We start from the raw sequence: 12,587 nt of genomic DNA on the forward strand, positions 1-12,587 counted from the left end.
GACGTGGCGATACTACACAGTTTGAAGAGCATGCTGGGCCGGCCCTGGGTGCCGCCGGCCATGGGCAAGGGACCGTATATGTGGGCGTGGTCGCTGCTGTTCATCCTGTGGAAGTATGCCTACGTCGGCCCCAGTCCGGCGGAGCTGGTGTGGCTGGTGCTGACGGTGCTGGTGTTCTTTCCGGTGTATTTCGCCAGCTTCTGGCGCTGCAATCTGCAGGTGGTGCCGCTGCTGCTGTTCGTGGTGCTGCTGGGGGTGTTGTGGGCGCCGCACAATGCCGGCGCCAGCACCTTCTTCATCTTCGCCAGCGCCATGTGCTCGCGCTTCGAACGCCGCAGCCATGCCTACCTGGCGATCTTCCTGGTGCTGCTGTGCGCCTGCCTGATGACGCCTTACGTCACGCTGAAGATCAATTTCCTGGTGCCGGCGCTGATCGTCGGTGGCCCGGTCGGATTTGCCGGCATCATGGAAGAGAACATGCGGCGCTCGCGCGACCAGCTGCTGCGCAAGCAGGAGGAGGTGGCCCATATGGCGCGCATCGCCGAACGCGAACGCATCTCGCGCGACCTGCACGACCTGCTGGGCCATACGCTGTCGATGATCACCTTGAAGGCCGAGCTGGCGGGCAAGCTGCTGGAACGCGATCCGCAAGCCTGCCGCAGCGAGATCCGCGATATCGAGCAGACCGCGCGCAAGGCCCTGGGCGAGGTGCGTTCGGCGGTGACGGGCATCCGCCAGACCGGCTTCGCGCACGAACTGGCGACGGCGCGCGCCAGCCTGGCGGCGGCCAACGTCGGCTTCACCGAACAGGTACAGCAGTTCGTGCTGCCGGCCGCGCTGGAGAACGTGCTGTCGCTGGCGCTGCGCGAGGCGGTGACCAACATCCTGCGCCACGCCGGCGCCTCCCATTGCGAGGTGAGGATGACGCTGGAGTCGGGCATGGTGGTGCTGCGGGTGCGCGACAATGGCCGCGCATTGGAAAGCGGCGCGATCGTGCACGGTTCGGGCCTGAGCGGCATGAAAGAACGCGTGGCCGCGCTGGGCGGACGGTTGGCGCTGCGCGCCGATCGCGGCCTGGCGCTGGAATTGAGTTTGCCGATGGGAGTGGCCGCATGACGATGATAAAAGTGGTGATCGCCGAAGACCAGGCGCTGGTGCTGGGCGCGCTGGCGGCGTTGCTGAAACTGGAGGGCGACCTGGACGTGGTGGGCAAGGCCGCCAACGGCCAGGAGGCGCTGGCGCTGTGCCTGGCGCTGCGGCCGGACATCCTGCTGACCGATATCGAGATGCCGCTGATGACCGGGCTGGAACTGGCCGCCGCGCTGGCCGGCCACAGCCTGCCGACGCGGGTGATGATCGTCACCACCTTCGCCCGCAGCGGCTATCTGCGCCGCGCGCTGGGCGCCGGCGTGCGCGGCTACCTGCTCAAGGATGCGCCGGCCGAAACGCTGGCGGCGGCGATCCGCACCGTACACGCGGGCGGCCGCGCCATCGCGCCGGAGCTGGCGCTGGAAAGCTGGAGCGGCCGGGAAGACCCGCTCAACGAGCGCGAGCGGCAGGTGCTGCGGCTGGCGGGCGAGGGCCGCAGCAGCGGCGACATCGCGCGCCAGATCCATCTGTCCGAAGGCACGGTGCGCAACTACCTGTCGGACGCGATCAGCAAGCTCGACGCCGGCAACCGGGTCGAGGCGTTCCGCCTGGCCCGCGATGCCGGCTGGCTGTAATAGAATAGCGCGACTTTCCCCACTTCGGAGTTCCCATGCATCGTCACCTCGCAGCCCTGTTGTTGCTGGCCGTAGCCGCGCTCGACGCCGGCGCCAGCGAATCGGCCAGCGGTAAATTCACCGCTACCCAGTCCTGCGAGGCGTTTGCATCCTTCGCCAAGCGCACCAATCCGGGCGAGGTTAAGGTCGCCGCCGGCACCGACTACACGGTGCGCGAAATTAACAAGGTCGAATACGACTGGCTGCGGGTGGACGTGCCCGGCGCCCAGCCGTCGCTGCGCTGGGTGCAGCGCAGCTGCGGCACGCCGGCGCTGGCCGAGCAGGCGACCAAGGCGCCGTCCGGTGGCAATGCGGGCGGCAATGCTGGCGGCGAATCCTGCAGCATCGCCAACAAGCAGGACAGCTATGTGCTGGCGATCACCTGGCAGCCCGGTTTCTGCGAACACGTGCCCTACAACGGCAAGAAGCCGGAGTGCGACGCCATGAACAGCGGCGCGCTGGAAGCGAAAACGCTGAGCCTGCATGGCCTGTGGCCGAACAAGAAGGAATGCGGCACCCGTTACGGCAGCTGCGATGGCGCGCCGTTCGCGCTGACCAAGGAAACCATAGACAAGGTGGCGCCGTGGATGCCCAATTTCTACTTCGAGCGCACCTTCGGCGCCTATGAGTGGAACAAGCACGGCAAGTGCCAGGCGCTGCCGCCGGACGAGTATTTCATCAAGGCGGTGTCGGCGGTGCGGGTGGTGAATGATTCGGAGGTGGGCAAGATCGTCCTGGACAATGCCGGCAAGAGCTTCCGCGTCGGCGAGTTCTTCGACCGGGTCAAGGCGCGCTACGGCGCCCAGGTGGCGGCCAGCATCACGCTGGTGTGCACCCAGCACAAATACCTGCAGGAGATCCGGGTGGCGCTGCCGCTGGACTTCAGCACCGGCGGCGAGCTGACGCAGCTGATCGGCAACGCCGCCGCAGCGGCCCCGCGCGAAATCGGCTGCGGCGACGAGGTCTACGTCGAGGCGGCCGGCAGGAACTAGCGGACTGCAACGCATAAATCGCCGGCCCCGCCACACTTGCGCCAAATATGTTCGTTGGCGCAGGGTAATACCCCTATAATAAATCGGAAATAACCGTGACGGGGCGGGACATGAGTGGCTTGCTGAATCGGCTCTTGCTGAGGCAAAAATTCTTCATGCTTGGACTGTTGGCGGCGGCCATGGTGGCGCTGCCGACGGTATTGTTTATCCTCGAATCGAACAAGTCGGTCCTGATCACCCAGACCGAGGCGCAGGGCATCGCTCCGGTGCGCACGGTGTTGCGGCTGGTGCAGCTGGTGCAGCAGCACCGGGGCCTGCAGGCGATGCGCCTGAATGGTTTTCAGGATGTCCGGCCGGAGCAGGAGGCCAAATACGCCGAGGCCGACCGGGCGGTCGCCACGGTGGAGGGCCAGGTCCACCGCCTGGACGACCGTAGCGTCAACGTCGCCTGGCAGCTGATCCGCGAGGATTGGTTTACGCTCAGCAATGACATCACCCGGCAGTCGCTGTCGGCCGAGGCCAGTTTCAAGGCGCACACGGAGCTGATCGTGCGCCTGCTCAAGCTGGAACTGCTGATCGCCGACCTGTTCAAGCTGCGCCGGGATCCCGAGGCGGAAACCTATTTCCTGATCGACGCGGCGCTGGTGCGCGCGCCCGCCCTGCGCGAGATGCTGGGGCAGTTGCGTGGCGCCGGCAGCGGCATCCTGGTCGAGCGGACGGTCAGTCTGGCCCAGCGCATGCTGATCCGTTCGCGCTCCGACCGCGCGCTGGACTACTACGACAGCATCGATGATGACTTGTCGCTGGCGATGGCCGGCAACGAGGCGCTGCGCGACACGCTGGCCGAGGTGGTCCAGGCCAGCCGCAACGCCGGCGCGCAAGTGCTGCAGCTGGCGCATGAACAGATCATCGCGCCCGAGCAGCTGCGCTATCCCGCGCTGGAATACTACCGCCTGTATAGCGAAACCATCGACGGCCAGTACCGCGTGAGCGAGCTGATGTTCGACCAGCTGAGCGCGTCGCTGATGCAGCGCGCCAGCCGCCTGACCCGCATCGCCAACATGCTGATGGGCGCGATTGTGCTGCTGGCGCTGCTGGCCGTGGTGCTGGGATGGCGGATCGTGCGTTCGGTGACGGCGCCGCTGGGCGTTGCGCTGGAACTGGCGCGCGCCATGACCGCCGGCGCGGCCGACAAGATCGCCGTCACCCAGGCCATCGCCGGCGGCGACCTGACGCGGGACCTGGTGCCGGCCGCCGCGCCCGCGCCCGCGTTCGCGCCCGACGAGATTCCTCACGATGAAGTGGGCGAGCTGCTGCGTTCGGTGCTGCGCTTGAACGAGGTGCAGCGCTCGCTCGACCTGGCGTTCGGCCAGATGACGGCGGCGCTGCGCGCCAACAGCGCCGCCGAGAGCGCCCGCGACTGGCTCAAGTCGGGCCTGAACGAGTTGAGCGACTTGATGCGCGGCGAGCACGAGACCGGACCGATGGCCGAGCAGGTGCTGCAGTGCCTGGCGCACAGGTTGCAGGCTCAGGTCGGCGCCTTTTATCTGTACGACGCCGCCGCGCAGCAACTGTATTTGTGCGCCAGCTACGCCCACACCCGCAGGAAGGCGCTGGGCGAGCGCTTCCGGCTGGGCCAGGGCCTGGCCGGCCAGGCCGCGCTCGAACGCTGCTGCATCTGCATCGACGAGGTGCCGCCGGACTACGTGAGCATCGCCTCGGGCCTGGGCGCGGCGGCGCCGCGCAACGTCAGCGCCGTGCCGCTGCTGCACGGCGACACGCTGGTCGGCGTGCTGGAACTCGGCGCCTTCCATGCCTTCACCGAAGCCGAGCTGGAATTCCTTGAGCGGGCGCGCGACAGCATCGCGGTCGGCTTCGACGCCAATCTGTCGCGCCAGCGCATGCGCCTGGTGCTTAGCGGGAGGACTGCAACGTGAGATCCTTGCTTGCGCGGTCCATGTTCTGGAAACTGTTCGCGCCGATCGGCGCGCTGTTGCTGCTCAGTGCGCTGGCCGCGGTGATCCTGCTGCCGCTGGTCATACAGCGCAACGCCGAGCAGGAAGCCGTCGTGGCCGGCCAGGAAACCGTGCGGCAGTTCCAATTGCTGCGCAAGTACTACACCGACAACGTGGTGTCCAAGGTGATGGCGAACAGCCAGCTGCGGGTTTCGTTCGACCATCTGGCGCGGCCCGACACCGTGCCGTTGCCGGCCACCATGATCCTGGACCTGAGCGCGCTGCTCAAGGAATCGGGCACCAGCCTGCGCCTGTACAGCCCCTATCCCTTCCCCAACCGGCGCGACCGCGTGGTCGACCAGTTCGGCGAGGATGCGTGGAATTTTCTGCAGGCCAGTCCGGAGAAGGTCTATACCCGGGTCGAGACGGTCGGCGGCAAGACGGTGGTGCGGGTGGCGATGGCGGACCGGATGGTGGCGCAGGCCTGCGTCAATTGCCACAACAGCCTGCCCGGCAGCCCGCGCACCAACTGGAAGCTGGGTGATGTGCGCGGCGTGCTGGAAGTCGATTCGAGCCGGCAGCTGGCCAGCGGCCAGGCCATCGTCTACCAGGTGCTGGCCGGGCTGGCGCTGATGTTGCTGCTGCTGGCGGTGTTCATCCGGCTGTTTTACCAGCGCAGCATCGCGCTGCCGCTGGCGACGGCGCTGGATGCGGCCAGCGCGCTGAACGCCGGCAGCGCCGAGAAGGTCGAGGCGGTCGAGGCCATCGCCGGTGGCAACCTGGAGCGGGAGATCGCGCTGGCCAGGCTGCCCGACATCGACCCCCGCGCGATTTCCACCGACGAGGTGGGGCAGTTGCTCAAGTCGGTGTTCAGCATCGGCGAGGCCCAGCTGGCGCTCGATTATGCGATGCGCAAGATGAGCCTTTCGCTGCGGGCCAGCCGCGACGCGGAGCAGGCGCGCGACTGGCTGAAGAGCGGGCAGAACGAGCTCAATGCGCTGATGCGCGGCGAACAGGAGACCGGCTTGCTGGCCGAAAAAGTCCTGCGCTACCTGGCCACGCGCAGCGGCGCCGGCGTCGGCGCCTTGTTCCTGCATGACGAGCAGAGCCAGCAGTTTCACCTGGCGGCGGCCTACGCGCTGCCGGCCGGCGTCGACCTGGGCGCGCGCATCGCCAGCGGCGACGGCTTGCTGGGCCAGGCGGTGCGCGAGCGCCGCATCCTGTTGGTGGAGAATGTGCCGGCCGGCTATCTGCCGGTGGGGTCGGCGCTGGGCCACGCCGACCCCGGCAACCTGATGCTGGTGCCGCTGCTGCACGGCGACAATCTGGTGGGCGCCATCGAGCTGGCGGCGTTCCGCGCCTTCCGTACGGCCGAGCTGGACTTGCTGGAATCGGTGCGCGAGGCGCTGGCGGTCGGTTTCGAGGTCAATCAATCGCGCCAGCGCACCAAGGGGCTGCTGGCCGAGACCGAGCAGCAGGCCGAGGAGCTGCGGGTCCAGCAGGAAGAGCTACAGCAAACCAATGAGGAGCTGGCCGAACGCGCCGACTTGCTGGAAGTCCAGCGCGAACAGCTGCGCCTCAAGCATGCCGAGCTGGAGCAGGCCAGCCGCGATATGTGGCGCAAGGCCGAGGAGCTGCAAAAGGTCAGCGCCTACAAGAGCGAGTTCATGGCCAATATGTCGCACGAGCTGCGCACGCCGCTGAACAGCATGCTGATCCTGTCGGGCCTGCTCAAGGAGAACAAGGACCAGACGCTCAGCGCCAAACAGGTCGAGTACGCCGGCACCATCAATGGCGCCGGCAAGGACTTGCTCAACCTGATCAACGATATCCTTGACCTGTCCAAGGTCGAGGCGGGCCAGGTGGAATTCAGCTACGAGCTGGTGCAGCCGGTCCAGCTGTGCGTGGACATGCAGGACCTGTTTCATTTGCAGGCCGAGCAGAAGGGACTGCGCTTCCACACCGAGATCGCGCCGGACGTGCCGCCGCGTGTGGCGCTCGACGTGCAGCGCACCGCGCAGATTCTGAAGAACCTGATCGCCAACGCCATCAAGTTCACTCCCAGCGGCGAGGTGGCGTTGCGGGTGTCGCTGGCCGACGCGGCCGCCAACCCGCTGGGACAGCCGGCGCTGTGCTGGGCGGTCGGCGACACCGGCATCGGGGTGCCGGTCGGCAAGCAGGAATTAATCTTCGAAGCGTTCAAGCAAGCCGACGGCGGGATCAGCCGCCAGTACGGCGGCACAGGGTTGGGCCTGTCGATTTCGCTGCAGCTGGCGAGCAAGATGGGTGGCAGCCTGGGCCTGAGCAGCGTCGAGGGGCAGGGCAGTACCTTCACTCTGTGCCTGCCGCTGGCGGCGCCCGCCGCCGCGACCGATGGAGCCGCCAGGGACACGCCGCCAGCCATGCCGCTGCTGGCGGCGTCGGCCGCCGCGAACGGTGGAACCGCCGTGGACATGCCGCCGCCGACGCCGTCCGCACCGGCCGCCGCCGCGCCGCTGCCGCCCCAGGCGCTGGCCGACGACCGCGCCACGCTGGAGCCGGAGGCGCGCTGCATCCTGATCGTCGAGGACGACCGCAATTTCGCCGGCATCCTGATGGACTTCGTGCGCCAGCGCGGCTACGCCGCCCTGGTCGCGGTCGATGGCGCCGGCGGCATCGCGCTGGCCCGGCACTACCTGCCCAGCGCCATCCTGCTCGACGTGATGTTGCCGAGCATAGACGGCTGGGGCGTGATGCGCAGCCTGAAGGACAGCGCGGAGACGCGTCACATCCCGGTCCACTTCATCACCTGCCTGGAGGAGCGCCAGCGCGCCATGGAGATGGGGGCGATCGGCCTGGTCACCAAGCCGGTCAGCGCGGCCCAGCTGGACGAGGTGCTGGGCACGGTCGAAAGCGCACTCGACCATTCGCTCAAGCAGTTGCTGATCGTCGAGGACAACCCGGCCGAGGCGGCCAGCCTGAAGGCCCTGCTGGGCGAGCGCGAGGTGATGCTGACCGTTGCCGCCAGCGGCCGCGAGGCGATGGCGCTGCTGGCGGCCGGCCGCTACGATTGCATGGTGCTCGACCTGGGACTGGCCGACATGTCCGGCTTCGAGCTGCTCGAGCATATCCAGGCCATGGAGCAGGCGCGCCGTATCCCGGTCATCATCCATTCCGGCCGCGACCTGACGCGCGAGCAGGAGCGCCAGTTGCAGCGCTACGCCGAGCGCATCATCATCAAGGGCGCCAAGAGTCCGGAGCGCCTGCTGAACGAGGTGACGCTGTTCCTGCACATGGTCGAAAGCAAGATGGAACCGTCGCGGCAACGCATGATACGGGCCGCGATCGACAAGGAGGCCATGTTGGACGGTAAGACCGTGCTGATCGTCGACGACGATATGCGCAACATCTTCTCGCTCACCAGCCTGCTGGCCGAGAAGGGCATGCTGGTGCTGGAGGCCGAGAACGGCCAAGAGGCGCTGCTGCGGCTCGACGAACATCCCGGCATCAACGTGGTGCTGATGGACATCATGATGCCGGAGATGGACGGCTACCAGGCGATGCGGCGGATCCGCGCCGACCGCCGTTTCGGCGCCTTGCCCATCATCGCGATGACGGCCAAGGTGATGCTGGGCGACGAGCAGAAATGCCTGGAGGCCGGCGCCAGCGACTACCTGGCCAAGCCGATCGACACCGACAAGCTGATGTCGCTGCTGCGGGTCTGGACCAGCCGCTAGCAGCCCAGCCATGGACCCGGACGCCATCGAGGATGTGGAAATCGGCTTGCTGCTGCAGGGCGTGCGCCAGGTTTACGGCCACGACTTCGGCGGCTACTCGGAAGCCTCGTTCAAGCGCCGCCTGCGGCTGTGGCTGGCCGGCTCCGGCCACGCCACGTTTTCCCAGGCCCAGGCCCAGCTGCTGCGCGATCCCGCCTGTTTCGAGACGCTGCTGCAAGGGATCACCGTGAATGTGACGGAAATGTTCCGCGACCCGGCGTTCTTCCTGGCGCTGCGGCAAAAGGTGATCCCCTTCCTGCAGACCTATCCCTTCGTCAAGATCTGGCATGCCGGCTGCGCCAGCGGCGAGGAAGCTTATTCGATGGCGATCCTGCTGCAGGAATCCGGGCTGGCCGGACGCTACCGCATCTACGCGACCGACCTCAACGAGGCCGTGCTGAAGCGCGCGCGCGACGGCATCTACCCGCTCAGGGCCATGCAGGCCGCCACCCGCAACTACCAGTTGAGCGGTGGCACGGGATCGTTCGCGGACTATTACACGGCCTGCTACGACAATGCCATCCTGGCGTCCGGCCTGCGCGACCATCTGGTGTTCGCCCAGCACAACCTGGTCACCGACAGCGACGTCGGCGAAATGAACCTGGTGTTGTGCCGCAACGTCATGATTTATTTCAAGGGAGAGCTCAAGGACCGTTGCCTGCACCTGTTCGAGCATTGCCTGCAGCCGGGCGGTTTCCTGTGCCTGGGCATGAAGGAGCGGCTCGACGGCCGTCCGCAGGGCCAGCAATACGAGCGCTTCGCCGCCCACCTGAGCATCTACCGCAAGCCCTATGCCTAAGCGCACGCCATACCGGGCCATCGTGCTGGGCGTGTCGGCCGGCGGCGTCAGCGCGCTCAAACAGCTGCTGGGGGCATTGCCGGCCGATTTGCCCTGGCCCTTGCTGATCGTGCAGCACATCTCGGCCGACTCGGACGGTTCGCTGGCCGCGGTGCTGGACCAGGGCTGCGCGCTGCGCGTCAAGGAGGCCGAGGAGCGCGAGCGCATCGAGGCCGCCACGGTGTACCTGGCGCCGGCCAACTACCACCTGATGCTGGAGCGCGACGGCACGCTGGCGCTGAGCACGGACGCGGCCGTCAGTTACGCCCGGCCGTCGATCGATGTGTTGTTCGAGTCGGCAGCGCAAGCTTTCGGCCCGGCCGTGATCGGCGTAATATTGACTGGAGCAAACGCCGACGGCAGCCAGGGACTACGGGCGATCAAGCAAAAGGGCGGGCTGGCCGTGGTCCAGGACCCGGCCGACGCCGCCAGCCCGAGCATGCCGCTGGCGGCGCTGGCCGCTGTGCAGGCGGACTATGTGGTGCCGCTGGCCGGGTTGGGGGCGCTGCTCCAGGCCTTGGCCGGCGGTCATGGACGTAAAGGAAAACACAGTGGACGCTAACAAGATTCCGGTGCTGATGGTCGATGACCGTCCCGAGAACCTGAAGGCGCTCGCCGCGCTGCTGTCGGACATGGAACTCGATCTGGAACTGGTGGCCGCCAACTCCGGCAACGAAGCCCTGCGCCAAAGCCTGAAATGCGATTTCGCCCTGATCCTGCTCGATGTCCAGATGCCCGAGATGAACGGCCTGGAAACGGCCGCGCTGCTGCGCACCAATCCCAAGACCTGCCACCTGCCCATTATTTTCGTGACGGCGGGCATGAACGAGAAAAATCATCTGTTCAAGGGCTACGAATCCGGCGCGGTCGATTACCTGATCAAGCCGATCGAGCCGCTGGTGTTGCGCAGCAAGGTCAGGGTGTTCTGCGAGCTGTACGCCCAGCGCATGGAGATCGAATACCGCAAGGTCAACCTGGAAGGCATGGTGCGCGAACGCACGGCCGAGCTGAAGGAGAGCGAATTGCGCTTGCGCCAGCTGAACGAGGATCTGGAGGAGCGGGTCGAACAACGGACCCAGGAGCTGCGGCGCGCGATGGACCAGATCGTCGAATCGGAAAAGCTGGCGTCGCTGGGCGGCATCGTGGCGGGCGTCGCGCATGAACTCAATACGCCGATCGGTAATATCGTCATGATGTCGTCGGCGCTGGGCGAGCGCCTGAGCGACTTGTCGAAGGCGGCGGCCGCGGGCACGCTGACCAAGAGCCTGCTGCACACCTCGGTCGAAGAGTGCCTGAGCGCCAGCGCCATCCTGGTGCGCAGCGGGCAGCGGGCCGGGGAGCTGATCGATAGTTTCAAGAAGGTGGCGGTGGACCAGACCAGCCAGCGCCGCCGCGTGTTCGACTTGCGCGAGACGGTGGGCGACATCCTGCATACGCTGGGCACGGCGATGCGGCATGCCCAAGTCTGCGTGGATTTGCAGATTCCGGCGGGCATCGAGATGGATGCCTACCCCGGCGATTTGGAACAGATCTTCAGCAACTTGATCATGAACTCGATCCGCCACGGCTTCGGCGCCGGCGGCGGCCGCATCATGATCGACGCCCGGCGGCTGCGGGAGCAGGTCGAGATCATTTACCAGGACGACGGCGCCGGCATCGCGCCCGAGCTGCACCGCAAGGTGTTCGAGCCTTTTTATACCACCAAGCTGGGGCAGGGCGGTTCCGGCCTCGGCATGTTCATCGTGCACAATCTCGCCCATGGCGTGCTCAAGGGCGATATCAAGCTCGACAGCACGTGCGGCAAGGGTGTCACTTTCACCCTGACCGTACCCGCCGTCACGCCTTAGCCGGCGTCGGTGTTCAGGCAGCCGGCACTTCCTGCAGCCCGCTCCAGGACAGCGACGCCGCTTCGGTCACTACCACCGAAGCACCAGGCTTGATGGTCTCCGCAAGGCGGTGGACGGCGTCGCGCACTTCATTGATGGTCTCATTTCCGTAGTACATGAAGGTGCCGGGTGGCAGGTGGTAGCCACGGCCGTCGTCGGCTTTGACGCCGGCGGCGATATTGTATTTCGACAGCTCGAAGCTCAGGCGCACGATGGTTTCGGGCTGGGCATCGGTCAGGGACACGTGAATTATGTAGTTGATCATGGTCAGGCCTTGATTGAGGAAGCTGAATCATGCAGCAAGGCCCGGGCAAAAGCAATCCTTCGCGTCCGCCCATGGAAAAGCCCCGAGCAGGTGGTAAGTCTGTCGGGGCTTAGTGTCAATGGCTGGAGAAAGCTTGTTGACTGGGATGAATAATAATGAACATTTCTTAAGATTGCCTTAGTAGCCATCCCGGCTTGGGGCTTTGGCGGCGTGCGCGGATGGTGTAGCATGCTGGACGGCGATTTGGCCGGGCGCATTGGCGCCGGCCCGCCGGTAATTCGAGGATAACTATGCAAATCAAAATTAACGATGTGTTGCGCGCCTACATCGAGCCGCTGACCGAGGCCGAATACGCGGCGCTGGAGCGCAGCATCCTGGTGGAAGGCTGCCGCGATGCGCTGGTGCTGTGGGAAGATGTGTTGGTGGACGGCCACAACCGCTACCAGATCTGCCAGCAGCACGGCGTTCCGTTCAAGGTCACGGAAAACACCAGTTTCCGCAACCTGGACGACGTCAAGCTGTGGATGATCGATAACAACCTGGGCCGCCGCAGCATTTCCGACTACCAGCGCGGCGTGCTGGCGCTGCGCAAGAAGGAGATCGTCGCCGCCCGCGTGGCCGAGCTGGCCGTGCAGGCCGCCGCCGAGGATGCCGCCATCGCGCCGCCGGAGGGCGAGGCGCCCAAGGCCAAGCCGGCCGCCATGCCGCTGACCTCGCGCGAGGACATCGCCCGCGCCGCCCGCCTGAGCAGCGCCACCATCAGCCAGATCGAAAAGATCCAGAAGACGGCGACGCCGGAGCTGGTGGAGGCGGTCCGTTCCGGCACCATCTCGATCAACGCCGCCGCCACCGTGGCTTCGCTGCCGGAAGCCGACCAGGTGGCCGCGGTCGCCGGCGGCAAGAAGGAATTGCAGAAGGCGGCCAAGGAAGTGCGCGAACTGCGCGCCGCCTCGCGTCCCGCCAAGGAAGCCAAGGAGGGCGGCGGCGAGTACGGCCGGCCGCTGACCGAGGCTGACGAGCTGCGCGCCGAGAACGCCTCGCTGAAGGAAAAGAACGCGGCGCTGCGGGCGGAAATCACCGCGCTGCAACTGCGTATCTCGGAGCTGGTCGACGCCAGCTAAATAATCGCGCCC

10 protein-coding genes are annotated in these 12,587 nt (G+C 66.4%); 9 read left to right on the top strand and 1 reads right to left on the bottom strand.

Annotated features, from left to right (window positions below):
• Positions 1 to 3: 3 nt before the first annotated feature.
• The 8 genes from V6M89_RS23225 to V6M89_RS23260 all read left to right on the top strand — a co-directional run bounded on the left by V6M89_RS23225 (position 4) and on the right by V6M89_RS23260 (position 11,150).
• Positions 4 to 1,116, top strand: a complete 1,113-nt coding sequence (locus V6M89_RS23225; protein ID WP_332855410.1) for a sensor histidine kinase — start codon at positions 4 to 6, stop codon at positions 1,114 to 1,116.
• Positions 1,113 to 1,724 (top strand): response regulator transcription factor, encoded by a 612-nt coding sequence (locus V6M89_RS23230; protein ID WP_332855411.1) that lies wholly within the window; start codon positions 1,113 to 1,115, stop codon positions 1,722 to 1,724. Before V6M89_RS23225 ends, V6M89_RS23230 begins: the two co-directional genes overlap by 4 nt.
• 35 nt (positions 1,725 to 1,759) lie before the next feature.
• Positions 1,760 to 2,755, top strand: coding sequence for a ribonuclease T2 family protein (locus tag V6M89_RS23235; RefSeq protein ID WP_332855412.1), 996 nt, complete (start codon positions 1,760 to 1,762; stop codon positions 2,753 to 2,755).
• Positions 2,756 to 2,910: 155 nt separating this feature from the next.
• Positions 2,911 to 4,692, top strand: a complete 1,782-nt coding sequence (locus V6M89_RS23240) for a GAF domain-containing protein (RefSeq protein WP_332855413.1) — start codon at positions 2,911 to 2,913, stop codon at positions 4,690 to 4,692.
• A gap of 20 nt (positions 4,693 to 4,712) precedes the next feature.
• Entirely contained in the window at positions 4,713 to 8,426 is a 3,714-nt protein-coding gene (locus tag V6M89_RS23245) for a response regulator (protein WP_332855414.1), read from the top strand.
• Between the two features lie 10 nt (positions 8,427 to 8,436).
• Positions 8,437 to 9,264 carry a CheR family methyltransferase gene (locus tag V6M89_RS23250; RefSeq protein ID WP_332855415.1) on the top strand — a complete coding sequence of 276 codons (828 nt, stop codon included), beginning with the start codon at positions 8,437 to 8,439 and terminating at the stop codon, positions 9,262 to 9,264.
• A complete protein-coding gene (locus V6M89_RS23255) occupies positions 9,257 to 9,865 on the top strand; it encodes a chemotaxis protein CheB (protein ID WP_332855416.1) in 609 nt (202 codons plus the stop codon). Before V6M89_RS23250 ends, V6M89_RS23255 begins: the two co-directional genes overlap by 8 nt.
• On the top strand, positions 9,855 to 11,150 hold the full coding sequence (locus V6M89_RS23260) for a hybrid sensor histidine kinase/response regulator (protein WP_332855417.1): 1,296 nt from the start codon (positions 9,855 to 9,857) through the stop codon (positions 11,148 to 11,150). Before V6M89_RS23255 ends, V6M89_RS23260 begins: the two co-directional genes overlap by 11 nt.
• Before the next feature lie 13 nt (positions 11,151 to 11,163).
• Here the strand turns inward: V6M89_RS23260 and V6M89_RS23265 are convergent, their stop codons facing one another.
• Positions 11,164 to 11,454, bottom strand: a complete 291-nt coding sequence (locus V6M89_RS23265; protein WP_332855418.1) for a hypothetical protein — start codon at positions 11,452 to 11,454, stop codon at positions 11,164 to 11,166.
• 290 nt (positions 11,455 to 11,744) lie between these two features.
• On the opposite strand from V6M89_RS23265, the gene V6M89_RS23270 reads away from it, so the two are divergent.
• Positions 11,745 to 12,575 (top strand): hypothetical protein, encoded by an 831-nt coding sequence (locus tag V6M89_RS23270; protein WP_332855419.1) that lies wholly within the window; start codon positions 11,745 to 11,747, stop codon positions 12,573 to 12,575.
• Positions 12,576 to 12,587: the final 12 nt, after the last annotated feature.

Source organism: Duganella sp. S19_KUP01_CR8, assembly GCF_036688705.1.
Taxonomy (GTDB): Bacteria; Pseudomonadota; Gammaproteobacteria; order Burkholderiales; family Burkholderiaceae_D; genus Rugamonas.

Coding starts and splice junctions, on each gene's coding strand:
- V6M89_RS23255 (WP_332855416.1), top strand. CDS start 9,257: ATGCCTAAGCGCACGCCATACCGGGCCATCGTGCTGGGCGTGTCGGCC.
- V6M89_RS23235 (WP_332855412.1), top strand. CDS start 1,760: ATGCATCGTCACCTCGCAGCCCTGTTGTTGCTGGCCGTAGCCGCGCTC.
- V6M89_RS23270 (WP_332855419.1), top strand. CDS start 11,745: ATGCAAATCAAAATTAACGATGTGTTGCGCGCCTACATCGAGCCGCTG.
- V6M89_RS23265 (WP_332855418.1), bottom strand. CDS start 11,454: ATGATCAACTACATAATTCACGTGTCCCTGACCGATGCCCAGCCCGAA.
- V6M89_RS23245 (WP_332855414.1), top strand. CDS start 4,713: ATGTTCTGGAAACTGTTCGCGCCGATCGGCGCGCTGTTGCTGCTCAGT.
- V6M89_RS23250 (WP_332855415.1), top strand. CDS start 8,437: ATGGACCCGGACGCCATCGAGGATGTGGAAATCGGCTTGCTGCTGCAG.
- V6M89_RS23230 (WP_332855411.1), top strand. CDS start 1,113: ATGACGATGATAAAAGTGGTGATCGCCGAAGACCAGGCGCTGGTGCTG.
- V6M89_RS23240 (WP_332855413.1), top strand. CDS start 2,911: ATGCTTGGACTGTTGGCGGCGGCCATGGTGGCGCTGCCGACGGTATTG.